We start from the raw sequence: 20,620 nt of genomic DNA, 5'->3' as shown, positions 1-20,620 counted from the left end.
ACGATGGCGAGCGACGGCGGGATGATGAGCGAGTGGAAACTTCGGGAAGAAATGTGCGAGGTCGGTCGGCGCGTCTACGCCAAGGGCTTCGCCGCCGCCAATGACGGGAACATCAGCTTCCGGTTGTCGGAAGATCGCGTGCTCTGCACCCCGACGCGGGTCTCGAAGGGCTTCATGAAGCCTGACGACCTCTGCATCGTCGACATGGACGGCAAGCAGGTCTCGGGCAAGCGCAAACGGTCGAGCGAGATCCTGCTCCACCTGGCGATCATGAAAGCACGTCCCGATGTGAAGGCGTGCGTTCACTGCCACCCCCCTCACGCCACCGCTTTCGCCGTGGCCCACGAGCCGATCCCCAAGTGCACGATGCCCGAGTTCGAGGTCTTCCTCGGCGAAGTGGCGATCACTCCCTACGAAACGCCGGGCACGCAAGCGTTCGCCGACACGGTGATCCCCTACATCAAGGATACCGACGTCATTCTCCTCGCCAATCACGGGACGATCACGGCGGGCAGCGACCTGACCGACGCCTACTTCAAGACCGAGATCATCGACGCCTATTGTCGGATCTTGATCCTGTCCAAGCAGATCGGCCGGGTGAACTACTACTCCGACGAGAAGGCCGCCGAGCTGATCAAGATCAAGCCGGCCCTGGGCATCCGCGACGTCCGGCTCGAACGCGGACTCGAGAACTGCGACCTCTGCGGCAACAGCCTGTTCCGTGAAGGGTACAGCGACTTCAAGCCCGAACACAAAGCGTTCGTCCCCGGCAAGTTCGAGTCGCAGCCGCAATCAAACCCGGCTCCGGCCAGCCCGTCGTCGAACGGTTCGACTGCCAACGGGGGCGATCCGATGGAATCGCTCGTGAAGATGATCACCGATCAGGTCATGCAGGCGATGAATGGTGCTGGCGGCAATCGATAAAGGCGTGAGCAACGCGTCGGGTGACGGCAACGATCGGCGTTGATTGTCACGTCTTTTCCGAGATTTCGGCTCTTGTTGAGGGACCCATGAAAGTCAGCATCATCGGCGGAGGCGGGCTGGTCGGGTCGTGCGCGGCGTTTGCGTTGCAGTGTGGCGGCGTGGTCAGCCAGATCGATCTGATCGACCTGAACGCCGACCTCTGCCGCGGCCAGACGCTCGACCTGCTCCACGGTGCCTCGCTCGTCGCCGACCAGCGGATCCAGGCGACCGGCTACGAAGCGATCCCGGAAAGCGACCTGATCATGATCACGGCCGGTCTAAGGCGCAAGCCCGACGAGAGCCGGCTCGACCTGATCAATCGAAACGTCGAGCTGTTCTTGAACATCCTCGGCCAGGTCAAGGCGGCCGGAGTCAAGAAGGAGGCGATCGTCCTGGTCGTCTCGAACCCTGTCGACGTGCTCACCTACCTCGCGACCGCCCAGCTCGGTCTCCCCGCGCGACAGGTCATCGGCCTGGGGACCCAGCTCGACTCCGCCCGGTTCCGCAGCCTGATCGCCGAGGCACTGAAGCTGCCCGCCACCCAGGTCACGGCGACGATTCTGGGAGAGCACGGCGACAGCATGGTCCCGATCTGGTCGGCCGCCCAGGCCGGTGGAATGCCGCTCGACAAGTTCCCGGGGTGGAACGCGAGCACCGCGGAAGCCCTCTTCAAGCGAACGAAGGGGAGTGGTGCCGAGGTCATCAAGCTCAAAGGGGGCGCCGGGTTCGCGGTCGGCCTCTCAATCCGGGACGTCGTCCACGCGGTGGCCCTCGATCAGAAGCGAATCTTGCCGGTTTCCTCGCTGGTCACCGGCACCTACGGGATGCGTGACGTCTGCATCTCGGTGCCCACCGTCGTCGGCCGCGCGGGAGTCGAGTCGCAGCTCGAGATCGAGCTCTGGGCCAAGGAAGTCTCGGCGTTGCAGCAGTCGGCCCGGGTGCTCCGAGAGACGATCGATCAGGTCCTTCAGAAGAACCCGGGGGCCGCGAAGAACTCGCCCAAGTCCGAGCCCGCCGCGCCTGCCTCGCAGAGCCGAGCCGTCAAGGTGACGATGGGGAGCGGCGGCAGCGGCAACGGCAACGGCGGTAGCTCGCGGGTCACGATCTCGGGTCAGTCGAACGGGGGACGCCGTGGATAAGTCGCTCGACCGGAAGTTGGCCGCGATTCATGCCAACCCGAACTGCCGCGAGTTCATCCTGGCCGATGCCAAGGACGCGGACATGGCGTTCGGCATCGGTGCACCTGGGTTGTCCCCCGAGGCACATTCGGGAGAGCTCCGCCATCGGACGCTCGAGGAATATCGCGAGCAGATGCGCCTGATCACACGGCAAGGGCTCGTCGACATCATGCTGATGTCGGCCAGCTCGAACTATGCCCTGACGATCCGCGAGCGGCTGTTCGAAAACTCCCACGTGACCCCGGCGATCCGCGCCAACGATACGACTGACGTTCACCTGGCGCGCGGAGCGACTTACGCCGAGTCCCCTTCTCGCCCCTTCCGAAGTGCCAGCCTCGATCACGCCCAGTGCGGCCACCTCGATTGCGCCCCTGAGGAACGCACCCTCGGCGCCAACCTGGGCCTCTACAGCGTGACCTTCAACAACGACCTGAGCCATGACACCGCGACCCTCGAGCGGTTCCACGAGTTTCGGGTCGAGGCCGAGCGCAAGGGGTTCCGTTACTTCCTCGAAGTCTTCGACCCCAACATCGCGAACGCGGTGGCTCCTGAAGTCCTGCCCGGCTACATCAACGACATGATCGCGCGGATGCTCGCGGGGGTTGCGCCGGCGGGCCGGCCGGTCTTCCTCAAAATGGTCTACCACGGCCCCCAGGCGATGGAAGAGCTGTTCCGCTATGACCCGCACCTGGTCATCGGAATTCTCGGTGGATCGGCAGGGACGACGTTTGACGCCTTCCAACTGCTCGCCGATGCCCAGAGGCACGGTGCCAAAGTTGCGCTCTTTGGGCGCAAGATCAACAGCGCCGAGAACCAGCTCGCCTTCGTCCAGTTCCTCCGGTTGATCGTCGACGGCGTCATCAATCCCGTCGAGGCGGTCAAGGCGTATCACGCCGTGCTCGGCAAGCTGGGAGTTCGTCCTCATCGGCCGCTCGAAGAGGACCTCAAGCCCCAGGCGACATCGATGAGCTACGGGGGAACCTCCACGTCCGTCGTCGTTCCCGCCAAACCAGAGCCCGCCCCCCCTGCCCTTGCGGCTGCTCCGGCGAAAGAGGCCCATGCCTGCCAGTGCCACAGCCATAACCACGCGCCCGAGCCGGTCCCGGTGACCAGGGCGGCCGAACCGCCGGCTCGCTCGACACGCAACGGCCAGTCCGAGTCCAACGGGTTCCCCACCTTCTCCGACGGGCTCCCCGACTTCAGCCGGATGGACGTCGTGCAACGACTCGCCTACCACCGCCAGCGGCTTGGATTGGGACGCTAATTCGCGCAACCAGACAAGTCCACATGATTCGGGCCGGCCGAGCCACAACAAGTTGGCCGGCCGGCCCGATTGCATTTCGTCAGGCCCCTCTCGAACACATCGAGACCTCGAGCCTGCCACCCCACGTACGTTGACTTTCGGGACCGGTATCTTGTGAGCCGGCTGTGTCTGCAACCCCCACCGATGCTGGACTCTATCCTCCCAGCACGCCCGACTGGGCGAGGCGCCAGGTAACGACGAGGGCCGTGGCTGATCGGCTCCAGCGTGAGATGAGCCGCTCGGCCCCCCCGGGGCTCAAGCTGGATCAGGTTGACGAATTCACCCCCGTCTCGCGGGTCAGGTGGCCGGGGGGGATTGGTGGTGCGGAACCGGCCTTCCGACGAGTCGTGAAGGAGGTGGGCCGTGGCATGGGCCAAGTCCTGCATCGCGGTGTCGTCCCAGTGAAGGCCCATGGCGCGAGGCGTCCCGATGTAGTGGATTCCGCAAGTCAGGGCATCGACGTCGGGCTGTTCGCCGAACCGCTTCAACCCAGGCGAGATGATGAGCGGCTCGCTGCCGGTGGATGGCCCTGAGGTTAACTTGGTTCGAGCCATCAACGCCTTGTTATTCGCGACTCCGTCCGAAGATCCCAGGCCCGGCAGAATGCTTCCGCCACGCGTTCCGCTTGGTCTGCACTCGGGGTCGCGCCGACGGGCAGGTAGAGGGTTCTCTCTTCCCGTCGGGCAAGCACCTGCTCAACCAGAACCGCCCGGAGGAGCCATACCGTCTCCTCCTCGTCACGCAACTCGACGCCGACCCAGCCAACATACCGGCGCGACGAGAGCGGCAGCCCAGCCGCGCGTAGGCGGTTCGCCACCTCTTCCACCGCCGCTTCGTACTCGGACGGCGTAGCTGCCGCCTCGGCCGGAGTCGCCGCCTCCCAGATGTTTTTTCCGGCCATGGACTGCTGGTCGGCAGTCAAGTGACCGTCCCAGTAGTGGTATGCCTTAGCCAGCGCTACCACGACGTTCTTGATCTCCTTCTCGACCCGGAAAGCGGGGCCGGCGGGGAGCTGAAGGAGGGAGAGTCTGCGTCGAGCGGACACGTTTTCCGCGGTGACGGCCAGTTGGAGCCAGGCAGCTTCTTCCACCGACCCGCATTGCACGCCGATCCATCCCGGGGCGTAGCCGTCGACGACGGGCAGACCGGTTGTCAACCTGATGGCGCGATCGATCTCTCGGACCACATCTCGATGCTGTCCCGGCTCGGCCGACACTTCCGTCTCGGGCACCGGCTCCAAGAGCTTGCCCCGGTGAGGCGGCCCACCGGCGAGAGCCAGGTCGCAGAACGTCGTCCAGACCTGATCCCAGGCGACCCGCCCATCCGGCCCATACCTGAGCCCGGCCGAGCCCATCGAGTTGGGTGATACGGATGTGTAACAGTGCTGATATCGCGGAGGCAGGAGAGCGTTGACTTTCATATCGAGAGCCATCAGTTCTGCCGCGAGATTCCGGTGCTGCGTCGATTTCATGAATCAAATCCCATGCACTGAATTTGTCGGACGGCGCCGATCGGAGTAGGCGACTGGCAGGAACTCGATGAATCGGCCCATCGGAGGGCCTCGATCCGGATTGTCGGGGTCGGTCCAGGCGTTCCGCCGCCGGCGCGGCTCGGCGTAATCGCTTCCGGCCTCGTCGCACTGTGGATCAGCCCCGAACCGTCTTGGACCATAGGGATGTGGGGCGTGCCGCAGTCATTCACTTCTTCAAAGGGGTGATCGTGATGTTGTGGTAGTAGACCTCGGCCCCTTCAGCTTGTTTAAGATGATCTTACCGCGGGCGACGTTCGCCCCGGTTGGCTTGTTGATCACGACGCCGTTGACGATGTTGGTGATCGCGTCGCCGTCGCAGTCGACCTCGACGACATTCCACTCGCCGAGGGGTTTCTCGAGGTCCATCGTCCAGACCTTTTCAGGCCCGATGCAGTGTATCAGGATGCTCGAGTCGCGGGGCGTCTACGCCGTCGCGGGGGGCCATTTCTTCTTGCCCCATTTCACCTCGAGGCGGAGCCGATAGTTGTCGTATGCGTAGGTGTCAGGAGGCAGGGTCTTGACGGACCAATGCGTGATCCTGGTTGTGGATGTAGGCGAAGTTGTCGCCCTCCTCGTGGATGGTCCCGGCCCCGTTGGTCGCAGTCGGCGAACCTATTGGCTTAATCGATTAAAGGCCGCTTTCGGAGCATGGCAGAGAGGAATAGGCCCAGCATCGCCTCGTCCGGCGACCTTGCACTCAGTGTCAAACTAACGGGCGAGCCATCCTCTTAAACGGCCTCGGCGGGGGATCCAGTCTGCTGGAAGTCGGTGGCCCGGAGTGAGGAGAGTTAGGGATTGGAGTGGCCCACATACTGAACGACGCCCAGGTTCCCGGCATCGAAGATCCCTTTGTACGCTTCCCTCTCCGTGTTCAGTCCCATCTGATCGTCCAGCTTGTGGACCTTGTCGCGCGGACTTGCTGCTTGTCGAACGCACCTTGTCGTATTCATCGTCGCCGTAGGAAACGAGTGCGTTGAGCCTGCCGCTACCGCCAGCGTGCTGCACCATGACCAGGACGCGGTCGTTCTTCAGGCCTGGCCTCGATCCCGTTGCGCGGTTTGCCCGCGAGGACCATCCCGGTCTTGTGCAAGTAGCCCGCAACGGGGGCCGTAAGCGCGGCCAACCCGAGTATGTTGCGGCTGAACTAACGCCGATTGACGGTTCGCATGGCTGGAATCCTCCGGGGTGCATTGCCATGGGCTAAGCTGGTACAAGCTTGCGAACCCGTGATAAATCGTCGAGACGAGGCCGGCTAGATGCCCATTTCTTTCGCATGCGAGCGCTGTGGCAAACGATATCGAGTCGAGGAATCCGGGGCAGGGAAGCGAGGCAGGTGCAAGCAGTGCGGCCACGCCTTCTCGGTTCCGGCCTCGTCGAGCCCGCTCGAAACCTTCAAGGCTCTTTTGGAGCCCGATCCGTTTCTCACTGCAACGGCGGCCGACCGGACTACCCGGAAAGAATCGAAGTCAGAGCCGCAACGCCGGTGGGTGCCAGTGCTCGGACTCGCGGTCGGCCTTGTGGTGGGAGCGGGCGCGGGCATCTACTCGCTATTCCGTGGCCGGGCCGCTCGCAAGAGGGTGTCGACGCACCTGGCGATCGACCGGTGGTCGCTGCTCCGATCGCCCCCGCCCTGCCGCCCAGGGTCGACGGAGTACCGGCCTCGGTGGTGAAGTCCTCACCGTCGGACATCACCGTCCCTGCGCCTCAGATTGAAGAAAGGCCGGCCGCGGACGAATCGCCATCGGTCGAGACCCGGGAAATCCGCCGGCTCAAGGGGCATACGGACGGGGTTTCGAGCGTGGTCTTCTCACCCGATGGGCGCAAAATCTTCTCGGGCGGGGGCGACAAGGTCCATCGACTCTGGGACGTGGCGTCGGTCAAGGAAATCGGCCGCTGTGAAGGAGATCCGGAAGCGGCGTCGGACGTGGCATTTTCACCTGACGGCCGATACGTAATCTCGGGAGGTGGTGACAAGACCCTCACGCTCTGGGATGCGGAGACCGGCAAGGCAGTCCGCCGGTTCGAGGGGGACACGGGCGCGGTGACCCACCTGGCGTTCTCCCCCGACGGCCGATCCGTGGTCTCGGGCGGCAAGGATCGCAACGCCCGGCTCTGGGATGTCACCACCGGAACGGAAATCCGCCGATTCGAGGGGCATGCCGACACGGTCATCGGTGTGGCGTTCTCGCCCGATGGCCGGAAACTCGCCACCGGGAGCTGGGATAAAACCGTGCGGCTTTGGGATGTGGAGACCGGCAAAGAAATCCGCCGGTTCGAGGGGCACGAAGATCGAGTGGGCGACGTGGCGTTCTCCTCCGACGGCCGCCAGATTCTTTCTGGGAGCACGGATCAGTCGATGCGCCTCTGGGACGTGGAGAGCGGCCGGGAGATCGCGCGGTTTCCCGTTGGGGCCGACGCCGGTTGGGCTGTCGCCCTCTCCCCAGACGGCCGCCGCGCACTTTCCGTCCACGACTCCAAGCTCGACCTCTGGGACGTCCCGACCGCCACGCGGATCTCGAGCCTTGAGGGGCACACGGAACAGGTCAAGGGGGTGGCGTTTTCCCCCGACGGCCGCACCGCCCTCTCTTGCAGCCAGGATCGAACCGTGCGCCTCTGGGCGCTCCCGTCCGTCGGCGAGGGAGACGCAAAGGGGCCGATCGCACTCGCCCTCCCCAAGGTCCCCGAGCCAGTTGCAACTGTCCCGTCCAACGTGCCTGAACCGACCGCCTCGGCCCCACCCAAGGGTCCTGGGCCAACGCAGGCCGACCTCGACTACCTGAAGTCGATCGATTCCAGTCTCGTGAACGAAAACCTCGCCACCCTGGCCAAGCGGACCTTTCTCTCGCTTGGTTCGGAAATCGATGACTCAGGTGTGGAGCGTCTCACGAGGATTCCCAGTCTGGAATTGCTCACGATCGAGGGAGCAAACCATCTGACCGATGTTGGTTTTGAGCACCTCGCCAAGCTTTCCAACCTGAAATCGTTGTCGATCATCGAGCCAATTAAGGTAAGCGCCGCGGGCCTTGCTCACCTGGCCAAGTTGCAAAAGCTAAGCGGCCTGGACCTGATCTCCATCGAACTGAGCGATGCCGCGATCATGCCGTTGGCAGCTTTGAAGGGCCTGAAACGGCTGTCGCTCATTGGGACGAAGCTTACCGACACCGGGATGTCCGCTCTGAAGGACATGACTGAGCTGGAGCGCCTGGTGCTCGCTGGAACGGAGGTCCGCGGCCCGGGTCTTGCCCACCTCAAGACGATGACCAAGTTGACGTCCCTCTCGTTTAACGTTGGGCCCCGGGACGAGCTCGAGCCTCTGACGGACGGCGGGCTGGCCGAGCTCAAAGACCTCCCCTCGCTTGCGGATTTGGACCTGGCTGCAACCTCCGTCACCGACGCCGGGGCCGCGTTCCTTCAGCAGATCAAATCGTTGAAATCCTTGCGCCTGACGAACGTAAGAATCGGAAATGCCGGCCTGGCGCGCCTGGCAACGCTTCCAAACCTCGCCTATTTGTACTTAGGCGGGACTCGAGTCACGGACACGGGGCTCAAAGCCCTGAAGGGCAAGCAGACGCTACGGCAACTGAGCCTGAGGGGGACCCGGGTCACGGACGCAGGACTGGCGCATCTGAAGGGGTTGACGGAGCTCGAGAATCTCGACCTGGGCTTTACCGGCGTGGGTGACGCGGGGATGAAGCATCTCAAGGAACTCAAGAAGCTCAAGGTACTCAGCATTGAGGAGACCCGCATCAGCAATCGGTCGGTCCCGATCATCAGCGGGTTCGAACACCTGGAATTCTTGAACCCGCGCGACTCGAACCTCTCGACGGCCGGGGAGGCCGCGATCCAAAAGGCGTTGCCGAAGTTGAGGATCGACCACAGTTGAGGCGATCGCGCGGAGCGTTGGGGCGAGATCCTCGCGAACCGGTTCGTCGCCGCTCCTAAACACAAATCCTCGTGGCCGTAGTAAGGCGTGTCGACTTCGGAGGCTGGGGTTGGGAGCGTTATGCCGGACGGATCAGCCAAAAAAGGAAGACGCCCGGAATTGCGACGGCAATCCGGGCGTTCGCGAGGGCCATGACCCGCTGCCGAAACGAAGATCAGGCGTCGGCCAGGACCGTATCGATCCACTTACGCTGCTGGTAGGACTCCAGGACGGCATCGGCCACGATCTGGGCGTTGAGCCCGTCGAGGTAGCTCGGGACCGCGGGGCGCTGCTCGACGATGGCGGAGATGAACTCCCAAACCAGGTCGTAGCGGAAGACGGTGGCCGGTTTTCCCTCCGAGGGGTCGCGCGGACTGCCGCTCGGTTTCAGGAATTCGGCGGGGACAGGCACCGGGGCGAGGTCTTCCCCGGTCTTGCCGAGCAGGATCGTGTTCGGCTCGTGGAGGCGGTAGACGGCCGACGCTTCCGACCCGTTGACTTCAGCCCATTCGTGACCGAATCCGTCGCGGCCGTAGCCTTTGGCCAGGGTGGTCCCCTCCCAGACGCCGGTGGCACCGTTGGCGAATTCGCCGATCAGGGAGGACCAGTCATCGACGTTGGACGGGGGGCATGACTTGCCGTCGGGAGTCGTGGTCCGGGGCGCGAACCGGGCGACCGCACCACAGACCTGGGTCAGCGGACCCATCAGGTCGAGGGCGAAGTCGATGCGGTGGATCGTCATGTCATAGAGGTCGCCGGCCCCTGCCTTGTCTTGGTACTGACGCCAGCCCCAACTCGTTTCGGGCCAATCGAGGAAACGTTGCGAGCGGAAGTGGCGCGGGGTGCCCAGGGCGCCCGACTTGAGCAGGTGCCGGAGATACTTCATGGACGGGGCGAATCGGTAGGTGAACGCCGTCATGTGGACCACGCCGGCATCACGCGCGGCGAGGTACATCCCGCGAACCTCTTCCGCGTTCAGGCCGAGCGGCTTCTCGCACATCATGTGCTTCTTCCCCGCCGCCGCCGCCAGGGCGATTGGGCTGTGGGTGAAGTTCGGCGTCGCGATGATCACGGCGTCGACGTCGGGATCCGCGCAGAGCGCGACGGGGTCAGTCGTCACCTTGGTGATGCCCCAGTCCGCTTTCCGTCGCTCGAGAAGATTCGGGTCCGCATCGCAGACGGCCACGAGTTCGGCGCGAGGGTCAAGGCGGAGCGCGGGGACGTGGTGGTAGTCGCTGACAGCGCCCGCACCAATAATGGCCACCCTCACCTTGCTCGTTGTGGATGCGTTCGACATCGGACTCGGTCTCTCCTTAACTTGCTGGCGTAGGTGTCTCTGATACGGACAAGCGGGATGGATGGGGGGACTGCGCACGAGTGGGGGTTGCTCAAGACGCCCCTGGCCCCAATGACTTGCCTTCAGGATACCGTCCTACTATCCTGCATGCGGCACCGCAAGAGGCCGGTCACATTTCCTCGCAGGTCACCTGGGGCGAGTCTCATGGCAAAGAGTCCGAATATTCGCGTGGCCATTATTGGCCTGGGCTTCGGGGCTGAGTTCATCCCGATCTACCAGAGCTACCCAGGCGCCGAGGTTGCGGCCATTTGCCGACGTTCGACCAAAGAACTCGACGAGTGCGGCGATCGTTGGAAGATCCAGAAGCGGTATACCCGGTTTGAGGACGTGCTCAACGACCCGGAGATCGACGCCGTCCACATCAACTCGCCGATTCAGGACCATGCGCCCCAGAGTCTCGCCGCCCTCAAGGCCGGCAAGCATGTCGCCTGCACGGTGCCGATGGCCACTTCGGTGGAGGATTGCCGCGCCCTCGTCGAGGCGCAGCGATCATCGGGCAAGGTCTACATGATGATGGAGACGGTTGTCTATAGCCGCGAATACCTCTTCGTCAAAGACCTCTACGATCAGGGCGAGCTCGGCCGACTCCAGTTCCTCAGGGGGAGCCACCAGCAAGATATGGAAGGTTGGCCCGGCTACTGGGAAGGCCTTCCCCCGATGCACTATGCCACTCACTGCGTCAGCCCCTGCCTGGCGATCCTCGGGAAGCACGCCGAGCACGTCGTCTGCCATGGGTCGGGGCGGATCGACGAGAAGCTGATCCCGAAGTATGGCAGCCCGTTTGCCATCGAGACGGCCACCTTCAAGATTCGCGACTCTGACGTCTGCGGTGAGGTCACACGTAGCCTGTTCGACACGGCGCGGCAGTACCGCGAGAGTTTCGACGCCTACGGCAGCAAGAAGAGCTTCGAGTGGCAGCAGGTCGATGGCGAAGAACCGGTGATCCACACGCGCGGGCTCGCCGAACCCGAGATTCCGAAGCGAGTGCCGGTTCCCGACTTCGCTCACCTCTTGCCGGAGCCAATCCAGCGGTTCACGACCAAAGGCGTCTACGACGCTGACGACGAACAGCACCTTTCGTTCACCCAGGGGGGGGGACACGGCGGTTCGCACCCGCATCTGGTTCATGCCTGGCTGAGCGCCATTCGAGGGGAACGCCCCGCCCTGCCCGATGCCGCGACGTCGGCGAACTGGACGATGGTCGGCCTGCTGGCTCACGAGTCGGCCATGCAAGGGGGAGAGAAAAAGGTGATCCCCACGTTCTGATCCGAGGGGCGATCCCGAAGTACTTCAGACGCCTCGATCCGGGCTCGCCTTGGTCGAGGCGATCTGCTTTGGATTGCTCCAGGCCCTTGGCGACGGAATCCCAAATGCGAATCACCTGGTACGGACACGCCGCCTTTTTGATCGAGACCGAGGGGCGTCGGATCATCCTCGACCCCTTTCGTTCGCCCGACTCCGGCGGCTATGAGCCGATCGATGAGCCAGCTGACCTCGTCGTCGTGAGCCATGAAAACGACCGGTATCACAGCCACCTGGGCCAGATCCGGCCGCCATTTCAAGTGCTCAAGGCGCTCGAGATCCCTCCCGAAGGGGAGACCGCGTGTGGGATCCATTTCGAGTCGGTCCACGTCTACGAGACGCCCGAGCGAAAGCCCGAAGACGAAGTGACCATCGTCCATTTTCGGGTCGAAGGTCTCCACGTCGTCTTTCTCGGCGACCTGGGGCATGCCCTCGACGAGTCGGACCTGAAGCCGCTGCGTGGAGCGGAAATCGTGCTCGCGGCCGCGGGAGGCCCTCCGACGATTGAGCTTTCCGAGCTCCCCCCCCTGCTCGACTCGATCGGTCCTCGTCTGATTCTCCCGATGCACTACAAGACGCCAAGGATCAACCTCAAGATCCAACCCGTGGAGCGGTTCCTCGAAGTCCTGCCTGAAACTCCCGTCGATCGCCCAGGGCGGAGTTGGCTGGAGGTTACCCGCAACTCGCTTCCCGAGAGCCGAAGAATCGTTGTCCTCGACCATGCCCGCTGAAGCCCGCCCTTGCCGTGAGAATCCCAACGGGCTGGGATGTTCGCGCGACTCGAAGTGCGGAATCCTGATTGCGAAACCGAGGCGAGCGGGGAGCGTGAGTTCACGCTCCCCGCTCGCATATCGGCCGTGTGAAACGAACCAGGTGGGCGCGGTGAATCTCAGAGCTCGCGAAGCGCTTTGATCACGTCCATCCGGACCGCGCGGATGGCGGGGAAGAGGCCCCGAAAATGCCCATCGCGAACGTCATGGCCACGGCGACGCCCATCACCAGTGGTCCAAATCGGAATGTGACGGTCGACTCGCTGAACGTGTTGAAATTGCTCATGCCGAAGCTGAAGGCGCTCAGCGGGATCGTTGCGAGCAGGCCGAGCGCTCCCCCCAAGAAGCAAAGCAGGACCGACTCGCCGAGGAAGGAGACCAGGATGTCGAACTGCGAAAAGCCGAGCGCCCGCAGTGTGCCGATCTCGCGCGTTCGGGCTCCGACGGCCGCGTACATCGTGTTGGCGGCGGCGAACATCGCACCGATTGTCAGGAGCACCGCGATCAAGGTCCCCGCGGCCTTCAGGAAGTTTCCCGTCGCCGACTGCTTGGCGTAAAACTCCTTCTCGCGGAGTGCCTCGAGTTTGAACTGGGTATCATTATCGATGGTTTTCTTGATCCGTTCGAGGTCGGCTTGCGAGCTCGCACGCAGTTGAACGCAGGAAACGCTCCCTTCGCGGGCGATGTCACGGGACAGGTCTTTGATATCCACCCAGACCTCGCTCTCCGCGGCGCTTCCGCTGGCCGTGAAAAGGCCGACGACGCGATAGACTTGTTTGTCACCGACCTTGATCAGCCCGCCAATCTTCGCGCCTTTGAATCGCTTCGAGACGTTTCGGCTGACGACGCACTCGCCACGCCCTGGCGTGAAGTAGCGCCCCTGGCCGGGGATCATCTCGAAGTTCGGCCGTAACGCGCGGGATGCGTGGGAGACGCCTCGAAGGATGATGTTCGTCCGGCTGCCGTCGTTGCGTTCAACGACCGGGATGTACAACAACTCCGGGGCGGCGAGCGGTATCCCTTTTTCGTCGCGAGCGATCCCGCTCAGGGTCAGGATCGAGTCGGCCTTGTCCTTGGCGTAACCGCCGTTGACCTCGTTCGACGACCCCTTGCGAAGGATGATCAGGTCGAGCGGGTCGCCCGAGACCGTCATGCTATGCTGGAGTCCCTCGACCAGGCTGAACAGGAGGCACGACGACCAGACGATCATGCCGGTCCCGAGGACCGTGAGCAGCGTCGTCACCCAACGGACCCGTAGGTTTCGCGTGTTGTATTTGATCGGGATCATGACGGGCTAGACCACCTTCCTCAGTCCTTGGATCACCGATCGCCGCGCCGCGGTCACGGCCGGAATGATGCCGCTGAGTAGTCCGATTAGGAGCGAGACGAGCAATCCGGTGAGGGCCGTCCTCCAGGGGACGAAGAAGAAGGGCAAGGTCCCCGCACTGTAGCGCGAAATATCGACGACGTCGCAAAGGATCTTGCACCCAAAAGAGCCGAGCAATCCCCCGATTCCGGCGACCAGGACCGCCTCGGCCAGCACGAGGTTGAGCACGAGGCTTCGGTTGAAGCCGATTGCCTTGAGGATCGCAACCTCGGTCGTCCGCTCGCGGAGTGCCATGGCCATGGCATTGCCCGCGACGAAGATGAGTGAAACGAGAACGGCCATGCCGATGGCGGCGATCAGCCACTGGAGGTCGCGCATCATTTCACTGAACATCGCCCCGAACGCCTCTTCAGACTGGGTTCGGGTGGGCTTATCGGTATTGAGGTAGTCGGCGTCGATCTTGCGGCAGAGACTTGCGATCTGACCCGAGTCCGCACACTTGGCGACGATGACGCCGGCGTTGCCCGACCCCGCCCCCTCCCCTTTCGAGATGCGCTTCAGGCCCTCGTCGAGGTAGCTCCAATGGAACATGCACATCCGACGGTCGCGGTCATGGGGGCCGTCATAGATGCCTCGAATCGTCAGGTCGAGGTCGAACTGGTAGATGTCTCCCTTGAGCGGCAACGAGTCGCCCACTTTCCAGCCCCGATCTTCGGCGAGTTTGCTGCCGATGACACAGCCGGATTTGTCTTCACGGAACGCTTTGAGTTGGTCCGCCGGAATGGTGAGCTCGTCGTAGATCTTGAAAATCGTGTCGGGGTCGATGCCGAACTGAGCAAACGGCATCTGTTCCTCGCCGTACTTCCCGCCGTACCAACTGAACGGGGTGGCGGCGATGATCTGTTCGTTCGCGGCGATCTCGCGGACGCGACTGATCGGAACCTGGCCGGCGAACCCTTGTGAGTTCATCACGACGATTCGGTTGTACTCTCCCAGTCCCTTGGCAACTTCGCTGTTGATGGTGAAGAACGAGACCAGGATCATCATTAAAAAGAGGGTGACGGCGGTCGATGCGATGGTGAGCATCGACCGGACCGGGTTGCGCCTGGCGTTGCGATAGATGTAATGCAAGTACTTCATGAGGCGACCCCGATCTTGGTGTCCTGCATGATGTCATCGACAAGCTTGCCCTTGTCGAGATGCAGGACGCGACTGGCTCGCTGCGCGGCGAGCGGGTCGTGCGTCACCATCACGATCGTCTTCTGGAACTCGCGGTTGAGTTGCTCGAGCAGGTCGAGAATTTCGCCGGCGCTCGTGCGGTCGAGGTCGCCGGTCGGTTCGTCGGCAACGAGCAAGTAGGGATCGGTCACGATCGCTCGGGCGATGGCGACGCGCTGCTCCTGACCACCGGAGAGCTGACGAGGATAGTGATCTTCGCGCCCCTCGAGTCCCACAACCCGAAGCGCTGTCATGACGTTTTCTCGCCGCCGCCGCTTGGAAAGCTTTGTCAGCAAGAGCGGGAGCTCAACGTTTTCGAAGGCGGTCAGGACCGGGATCAGGTTGTAGAGCTGGAAGATGAAGCCCACGTTGTCGGCCCGCCAGCGGGTAATCCGCGAGTCGGTCAACGCTCCGAGCTCTTGCCCATGGACGACGACCGAGCCCTGGGAGGCGCGGTCGAGACCCGCGATCAGGTTGAGCAAGGTCGTCTTGCCCGATCCCGACGGACCCATCAGCGCAAGGTATTCGCCTTCCGCGACGCGAAGGTCGAGATTGACGAGAACCGGGATCCGGAACTCGTCGCGGCGATACTCCTTGGTCACATCCTTCAACTCAATCGAATAGGGGGAATCATCCATGCGATTGGGCCTTTCATCTCGCACACAGCCGATCGAATTCCGAACCAACAGATTCGGAAATCGTGACGGCCAGTTTGTACTGTCCCCAGTCCCGTCTCGACCCAAGGGCGCACGACAGGACGAAATCGCCTTATCTCCTATGGGATTCGCCGAAGCCGTTGATCGCTTCTCGAAAACCGGGGGTTACTCGGAGACTTTGACTTCGATATTTTCGCGCAACGTATTAGCGGGGTTCAAGATGACGGATTCGCCCTCTTTGAGTCCCGCATCGACTCGGGTCAGATCGTCGGTGGTCACGACGACCTCGACCCGACGTTTGGAGATTCGCGATTGGTCGTTGATGACCCAGACGATCGAGTGCCCATTCTCTTCGATCACGGCCGCTTTGGGGACGAAGAGGAAGGCACGGTTCGCATTGGGGTTGTTGAGCGCCTTGTCGGGGAGAAAGTGAACGGTGGCCACGAGTTCCGGGAACAATTGTTCGTCCGGGTCGAGGATCTCGACCTTCACCTTGATCGTTCCTCGACTTCGGTCCCCCATCGGAATGATCTGACGGAGGCGGCCCCGGTAGTGCATGTTGGGCACGGCACTGACGGAGACTTCGGCCGGCTGCCCCAGAGCAACGCGTGAGAGGAGGTTCTCAGCAATGTCGGTCTCGACCTCCATCGTGCTGAGGTTCGCCAGCGACACGACTGCCGATCGGCCGATCGATGCGCTCATCGCCGAAGGGGTGATAACCTCCCCCTCTTCTCCCTGTTTCTCGACCACCGTTCCGTCGAACGGGGCAAACAGGTGCATCCGGCGGATCATCTCCTGAGTCTCTTCGATATTCGACTGGGTTAACTTCATCGAGGCTTCCGCGGCACCGACCCGTGCGGAGGCCATGTCCCGCGCGGCGTTGGCTTTCTCGATCTCCTCGATCGCAACCGTTTTCTGGTTGTAGAGCCGCGCGGCACGAGTGGCCTCACGCTCTTTCTGCTTCAAGTCGAGTCGGCCTTCGAGGATTTCGGCCTCATTCTTCTGGAGCATCGCCTTCTTCGAGGCAAGGATGGCCTTGAGATCGTCGTGCTCGAGAACGGCCAGCACCTCCCCTTTCTTGACCTTCGATCCCTCCTCGACGAACATCCGTTCGACGCGGCCCGGAATCGTGGCGCCGATCATTGCCTGGTGGCGTGATTTCAGGTAACCCTTGGCGCTCAGCAGTTTTTCCGCTTCCCCTGAAGTCATCGTCTGGACCAATCCGACGGTCACTTCCGGCTTGGCCCTGATCTTCTCGTACTGCTGATAGGCCACGCCCCCTGCTGTCCCCAGCAGGGTCAGGGGGATCAGCCAGAGTAAGATCGTCGCCAGGCCGATGCCGTTTCGTTTTCGAATTTGACCGTGGTCTTGGCCTTGCTTGGGCCGGCGATCACGCGGAGCCTCTCTCGGCTCTGTGTGATGTCGGTCAATCTTCAGTGAAGCGAGATCGTCGCGCAGACTGCTCGCCATGGGCTCGATCCCTTCCCGTCTATGGGTATAGCCAGAACGGTATTTGAAGTGTTGCCGATTTTACGAGAATCTTAAGAGAGTCACACGTGTCCTCGAGAGAAGACACGATGGAAAGCACTGAGGTTCATTTGGTCAGTAGTATTGCGACTCTCGCCGGCTGCGTCTACTCGAATTTGATGACAACCGGGCGGCACGATGACATTCTCCAAGGGAACATTGGGCCAGTCGATGCGCCGGTGAGCAACGTACGCTTGAATGTCAGCCGGCGTGCGATCCGCATCGGTGGGATGCGGGATTCTCGCTGTCGGCTTAATCCTTGCAATTGATAGATTTTGGCTAGAGTGACGGCAGTTCGCAACCGATGATTTCTACTGAAGTTAGTTCCAGGGTGAGAGTGGAGGGCGTCGGCGAACCTGGCGGATTGCCGACGCCCTTCTCTTTTTCCTCGCCGCGAACTTGATCCACGCGTCGATGCCTACCGGGCGTCCTTGCTCAGCTCGCTGGTGACTTCGGCTTCGGGCGGTTTGACGGTGAGTGAGTAGATCCGGCTCCGCTCGTTGAGCGCCCGAAATTTGCCCGTGACGACGGTGACTCGATCGTCGTGTTTGATTCGGACCTTCCATCGCGTCGGCTTGGGAATTCCGCCGAACCCTCCCCAATAGACCACGAACCACTTATACTCGCCCGCCGGGCCCTTCCCCTTGACCGGCCCGTCTCCGGTCGGATCATCCCGAAGCCAGTAAACGTTTTCCGGTCCGTAGCCCTTCGTGTTGTCGACGTCGAGCTCTCCCCCGAGACCTGCCTTGCCCTTGGGATCCTCCCAATAGATCTCCTTGCCCCCCGGCTCGATGACATGAAGGTCGAGGTCGGCATCGTTATCCCAGATCAGGGTGAACTGCGGGTCTCCCACCTTCACCTCGACGCCGCGGATGCTCTCCCCCCCCTGCCCGAACTTCGCCAGTCCGAAGCCGTCGCCGTTGCCGGCCCCCGGGTTGTTATTTTCGATCCCGCCGTCGGCCGAGGCCTTCTCGGCGCCCGAGAAGTTCACCCCCACCTTGGGTTCAAGCGAGGGGAGATCGAGTGGGGCGAGTGCCGCCGGTAAGGGATCCTGAGGGGCGGGCGTCGGGTCGGCAGGCAGGGTGAGCGTCGTGTTCAGACCGCCGGTGAGCGTGAGGCCCTCGTCGACCCCCCGTTCGGTTCCCGCCAGCCTTGCATTCAGTGGCTTGTATGCATCCACGTTCGGTGCAAAATACCAGAATGCGAGACAGAGCAGGAAGACGGCGTGAAGCGCCAGGGAGGACGCCCAACCTTTCAGGGACTCGGCCGTGAAGAACGGAGTGTCGACGTCGTCGACTTCCTCCGAGGCCACGATGAAGGCGGTCAGCCTGGCCGGCTTGGCGACCGGGGCACTCACCCTGGCGACCTTGGGCGACTCGCTGGCCATCGCACTACTCCCTCGGGTCAGGCAAGGTTGGGGCGCTTCGGTGAATCGAGACGGTTCTCGGCGAGGGGGAATTCAGTTAATCGGTCCATCCAGCATAGCATGGTCCGAAAACCGGCCGGAAGGCCGATCCGACAGTGACGGACCTGGTTTTCCTGGGGTCCCAGTTCCCACAAGTCATCCGCCGCGCGGGTTGAACCAGCCCCTGCGGTGGGCCATAATGCAAAAGATCCAACATCCCTTCGCGACCGACGAGTTCCGAATGAAACTTGCGTTCAGCACCAACGCCTACCTCCGTTTCCCGTTCGACGAGGCGGCCGAGCGGATCAAGTCCTTCGGGTACGAAGGGCTGGAATTGATGGCCGACGTTCCGCATGCCTGGCCCGCGGGGCTTCTCGAAGGACCGAAGCGGGCGATCCTCGCCGCCCTGGAGCGGAACGACCTCGCTTTCTCGAACGTTAATGCGTTTATGATGAACGCAATCAACGACGCCCGTCAGCCGTACTGGTATCCATCGTTCATCGAACCCGACCCCCACTACCGCTCGGTCCGTATCGATCATACGAGGCGCGCACTCAGCCTTTGTGCCGAGTTGGGTGCGCCGCATATCACGACCGAACCAGGGGGACCGCTGGCGCCGGGCCAGACCCGGGCCGAGGCGATCGACCTGTTCGTCGAAGTCCTCAAGCCGCTCGCCGAGCACGCCCACAACCTGGGGGTTCTCTTGCTGATCGAACCCGAACCCGGCTTGCTGCTCGAGACGAGCGACCAGTATCTCGAGGTCGCCGAACGGGTGAACGCTCCTTCGATCGGTTTGAACTACGATGTCGGCCACGCGTACTGCGTCTCCGAGGACATTCCGCAGGCGATTGCCAAACTGGCACCCCAGATTCGCCACTACCACCTCGAAGATATCGCGGCGACCCGGGTCCACCACCACATGGTGCCGGGCACCGGTGCGATCGATTTTCCCGAGGTCTTCGCGGCGATTCGCAAGACGGGTTACGACGGCTGGCTCACCGTGGAGCTCTATCCGTTTGGCGACGATCCCGACGCCGCGGCGCGGGGAGCGTTCGAGTTCCTCTCCCCCCTGATGGCCCCACCACGCGGCGCCTGAACGATCCGATGAGCCGGGCTTCGCGGACTCCGCAACCAGGGCCCGGTTTTCACTTCTTATCCTTTCTGCGTATTCAGGCGACGGTCTCATTCAATGGCGATCAAGCCCTACCTGCAACTCATCCGCTTGCCCAACGTCTTCACCGCCGCGGCCGACAGCCTGGCCGGCTGGCTCCTGGTGCGGGGAAGCCTGGAGTCGCCCGAGCGTTGGCTCCCGCTCGTCGGAGCGTCCATGGCGATCTACGCGGCCGGGATTGCGCTCAACGACGTCTTCGACTACGAAATCGACCTCAAGGAACGCCCAGCCCGCCCCTTGCCTTCCGGCCGGGTTTCGCGACGGTTCGCTGCCTGGGGGGGAGGTTTTCTGCTTCTGCTAGGCCCTGCGCTGGCGGCACTCAGCGGCTCGGCCTCGAGCCTCATCATTGCGTTGAGCTTGGCCGCGTGCGTGCTCGCCTACAACCTAGGGCTGAAACGGACGATTCTCGGCCCCGAGGTTATGGGAAGTTGTCGGGCTCTCAATCTCATCCTTGGGATGAGCCAGGCGGCCAACTTTGGCGGCCCTGGGGGGTGGCTCGTCGCCTGCTCGCTCGGCCTCTTTGTGGTCGGGGTCACCTGGATCAGTCGGTCGGAGACCGAAACGGGTCGGACCCGGGGCCTTTATCTTGGGCTGACCCTCGAGAACGTGGCCTTCCTAGGGCTCCTGACCGCCGCCTTACAACCACGGCTGTTCCCCGCCGTCGGCATCGACTCCCGCTCGGTCCTGCCGCTCGAAGGCTTGCTCGTCCTCCTCCTGGTTGCCTGGGTCGTGAACCTGGCCGGCGCCCGTGCACTGCGGAACCCTGTCCCCGCTTCCCTTCAGCAGGCAGTCAAAACGGGAGTTCTCTCCCTCGTCTGGCTCAATGTCGGGGTCGTGGCGGCCGTTCGAGGCCCGGCGACGGCCGTTTCGGTCGCGATTCTCTGGATCCCCGCCTACCTCCTCGGGCGTTGGATTTATTCCACCTGACGCGGGTCACCTCTGCCTTACCGAAGCGCGGATTTTGGTGTCAATCGCCAATGTTTGCCAGCC

Annotated in this window: 17 protein-coding genes; 9 read left to right on the top strand and 8 right to left on the bottom strand. The window is 62.8% G+C overall.

Annotated features, from left to right (window positions below; genetic code table 11):
- The first annotated feature begins 3 nt into the window (after positions 1-3).
- From V5E97_RS37240 to V5E97_RS37225, 4 genes are all read left to right on the top strand, one after another.
- Positions 4-924 (top strand): class II aldolase/adducin family protein, encoded by a 921-nt coding sequence (locus tag V5E97_RS37240; RefSeq protein ID WP_406696597.1) that lies wholly within the window; start codon positions 4-6, stop codon positions 922-924.
- An 86-nt stretch (positions 925-1,010) separates the two neighbouring features.
- Complete coding sequence (locus V5E97_RS37235) at positions 1,011-2,102, top strand: lactate/malate dehydrogenase family protein (RefSeq protein WP_406696596.1); 1,092 nt, start codon at positions 1,011-1,013, stop codon at positions 2,100-2,102.
- Positions 2,095-3,405 (top strand): hypothetical protein, encoded by a 1,311-nt coding sequence (locus tag V5E97_RS37230; protein ID WP_406696595.1) that lies wholly within the window; start codon positions 2,095-2,097, stop codon positions 3,403-3,405. Before V5E97_RS37235 ends, V5E97_RS37230 begins: the two co-directional genes overlap by 8 nt.
- Positions 3,406-3,569: 164 nt before the next feature.
- Positions 3,570-3,977: a hypothetical protein gene (locus tag V5E97_RS37225; RefSeq protein WP_406696594.1), complete on the top strand. Its 408-nt coding sequence runs from the start codon at positions 3,570-3,572 to the stop codon at positions 3,975-3,977.
- A gap of 20 nt (positions 3,978-3,997) precedes the next feature.
- Here V5E97_RS37225 and V5E97_RS37220 read toward each other — a convergent pair whose 3' ends face one another.
- Together V5E97_RS37220 and V5E97_RS37215 are read right to left on the bottom strand one after the other, a co-directional pair.
- The gene (locus V5E97_RS37220) at positions 3,998-4,915 is read right to left on the bottom strand and encodes a hypothetical protein (protein ID WP_406696593.1); all 918 of its coding nucleotides are present in this window, start codon (positions 4,913-4,915) and stop codon (positions 3,998-4,000) included.
- 234 nt (positions 4,916-5,149) lie between these two features.
- Positions 5,150-5,341 (bottom strand): hypothetical protein, encoded by a 192-nt coding sequence (locus V5E97_RS37215; RefSeq protein WP_406696592.1) that lies wholly within the window; start codon positions 5,339-5,341, stop codon positions 5,150-5,152.
- 1,237 nt (positions 5,342-6,578) lie between these two features.
- On the opposite strand from V5E97_RS37215, the gene V5E97_RS37210 reads away from it, so the two are divergent.
- Complete coding sequence (locus V5E97_RS37210) at positions 6,579-8,858, top strand: leucine-rich repeat domain-containing protein (RefSeq protein WP_406696591.1); 2,280 nt, start codon at positions 6,579-6,581, stop codon at positions 8,856-8,858.
- A 214-nt stretch (positions 8,859-9,072) separates the two neighbouring features.
- On the opposite strand, the gene V5E97_RS37205 is transcribed toward V5E97_RS37210, so the two are convergent.
- On the bottom strand, positions 9,073-10,194 hold the full coding sequence (locus V5E97_RS37205; RefSeq protein WP_406696590.1) for a Gfo/Idh/MocA family protein: 1,122 nt from the start codon (positions 10,192-10,194) through the stop codon (positions 9,073-9,075).
- Between the two features lie 204 nt (positions 10,195-10,398).
- Between V5E97_RS37205 and V5E97_RS37200 the strand changes: the two genes are divergently transcribed.
- Together V5E97_RS37200 and V5E97_RS37195 are read left to right on the top strand one after the other, a co-directional pair.
- Entirely contained in the window at positions 10,399-11,520 is a 1,122-nt protein-coding gene (locus V5E97_RS37200) for a Gfo/Idh/MocA family protein (protein WP_406696589.1), read from the top strand.
- Between the two features lie 104 nt (positions 11,521-11,624).
- Entirely contained in the window at positions 11,625-12,287 is a 663-nt protein-coding gene (locus tag V5E97_RS37195) for an MBL fold metallo-hydrolase (protein ID WP_406696588.1), read from the top strand.
- A gap of 181 nt (positions 12,288-12,468) precedes the next feature.
- On the opposite strand, the gene V5E97_RS37190 is transcribed toward V5E97_RS37195, so the two are convergent.
- From V5E97_RS37190 to V5E97_RS37170, 5 genes are all read right to left on the bottom strand, one after another.
- Positions 12,469-13,614 carry an ABC transporter permease gene (locus V5E97_RS37190; RefSeq protein WP_406696587.1) on the bottom strand — a complete coding sequence of 382 codons (1,146 nt, stop codon included), beginning with the start codon at positions 13,612-13,614 and terminating at the stop codon, positions 12,469-12,471.
- Positions 13,615-13,620: 6 nt separating this feature from the next.
- Positions 13,621-14,793, bottom strand: coding sequence for an ABC transporter permease (locus V5E97_RS37185; RefSeq protein ID WP_406696586.1), 1,173 nt, complete (start codon positions 14,791-14,793; stop codon positions 13,621-13,623).
- Entirely contained in the window at positions 14,790-15,509 is a 720-nt protein-coding gene (locus V5E97_RS37180; RefSeq protein ID WP_406696585.1) for an ABC transporter ATP-binding protein, read from the bottom strand. The genes V5E97_RS37185 and V5E97_RS37180 overlap by 4 nt, the downstream gene beginning before the upstream one ends.
- 183 nt (positions 15,510-15,692) lie before the next feature.
- Positions 15,693-16,997: an efflux RND transporter periplasmic adaptor subunit gene (locus tag V5E97_RS37175; protein WP_406696584.1), complete on the bottom strand. Its 1,305-nt coding sequence runs from the start codon at positions 16,995-16,997 to the stop codon at positions 15,693-15,695.
- 475 nt (positions 16,998-17,472) lie between these two features.
- Positions 17,473-18,441, bottom strand: a complete 969-nt coding sequence (locus V5E97_RS37170) for a YfaP family protein (protein WP_406696583.1) — start codon at positions 18,439-18,441, stop codon at positions 17,473-17,475.
- Positions 18,442-18,658: 217 nt separating this feature from the next.
- Between V5E97_RS37170 and V5E97_RS37165 the strand changes: the two genes are divergently transcribed.
- Both V5E97_RS37165 and V5E97_RS37160 read left to right on the top strand, forming a co-directional pair.
- A complete protein-coding gene (locus tag V5E97_RS37165) occupies positions 18,659-19,555 on the top strand; it encodes a sugar phosphate isomerase/epimerase family protein (protein WP_406696582.1) in 897 nt (298 codons plus the stop codon).
- Positions 19,556-19,648: 93 nt separating this feature from the next.
- Complete coding sequence (locus V5E97_RS37160; protein WP_406696581.1) at positions 19,649-20,557, top strand: UbiA family prenyltransferase; 909 nt, start codon at positions 19,649-19,651, stop codon at positions 20,555-20,557.
- Positions 20,558-20,620: the final 63 nt, after the last annotated feature.

The organism is Singulisphaera photorubra, assembly GCF_045290345.1.
In the GTDB taxonomy this organism is placed as follows: Bacteria; Planctomycetota; Planctomycetia; order Isosphaerales; family Isosphaeraceae; genus Singulisphaera.
The sequence above is the reverse complement of the archived record's forward strand: the minus strand, read 5'-3'. Positions and strand labels throughout refer to the sequence as shown.

Bases quoted from the DNA above. Each gene is read 5' to 3' on its own strand.
- V5E97_RS37240 (WP_406696597.1), top strand. From the start codon at position 4: ATGGCGAGCGACGGCGGGATGATGAGCGAGTGGAAACTTCGGGAAGAA.
- V5E97_RS37235 (WP_406696596.1), top strand. From the start codon at position 1,011: ATGAAAGTCAGCATCATCGGCGGAGGCGGGCTGGTCGGGTCGTGCGCG.
- V5E97_RS37220 (WP_406696593.1), bottom strand. From the start codon at position 4,915: ATGAAATCGACGCAGCACCGGAATCTCGCGGCAGAACTGATGGCTCTC.
- V5E97_RS37215 (WP_406696592.1), bottom strand. From the start codon at position 5,341: ATGGACCTCGAGAAACCCCTCGGCGAGTGGAATGTCGTCGAGGTCGAC.
- V5E97_RS37205 (WP_406696590.1), bottom strand. From the start codon at position 10,194: ATGTCGAACGCATCCACAACGAGCAAGGTGAGGGTGGCCATTATTGGT.
- V5E97_RS37200 (WP_406696589.1), top strand. From the start codon at position 10,399: ATGGCAAAGAGTCCGAATATTCGCGTGGCCATTATTGGCCTGGGCTTC.
- V5E97_RS37195 (WP_406696588.1), top strand. From the start codon at position 11,625: ATGCGAATCACCTGGTACGGACACGCCGCCTTTTTGATCGAGACCGAG.
- V5E97_RS37190 (WP_406696587.1), bottom strand. From the start codon at position 13,614: ATGATCCCGATCAAATACAACACGCGAAACCTACGGGTCCGTTGGGTG.
- V5E97_RS37185 (WP_406696586.1), bottom strand. From the start codon at position 14,793: ATGAAGTACTTGCATTACATCTATCGCAACGCCAGGCGCAACCCGGTC.
- V5E97_RS37180 (WP_406696585.1), bottom strand. From the start codon at position 15,509: ATGGATGATTCCCCCTATTCGATTGAGTTGAAGGATGTGACCAAGGAG.
- V5E97_RS37175 (WP_406696584.1), bottom strand. From the start codon at position 16,997: ATGGCGAGCAGTCTGCGCGACGATCTCGCTTCACTGAAGATTGACCGA.
- V5E97_RS37170 (WP_406696583.1), bottom strand. From the start codon at position 18,441: ATGGCCAGCGAGTCGCCCAAGGTCGCCAGGGTGAGTGCCCCGGTCGCC.
- V5E97_RS37165 (WP_406696582.1), top strand. From the start codon at position 18,659: ATGCAAAAGATCCAACATCCCTTCGCGACCGACGAGTTCCGAATGAAA.
- V5E97_RS37160 (WP_406696581.1), top strand. From the start codon at position 19,649: ATGGCGATCAAGCCCTACCTGCAACTCATCCGCTTGCCCAACGTCTTC.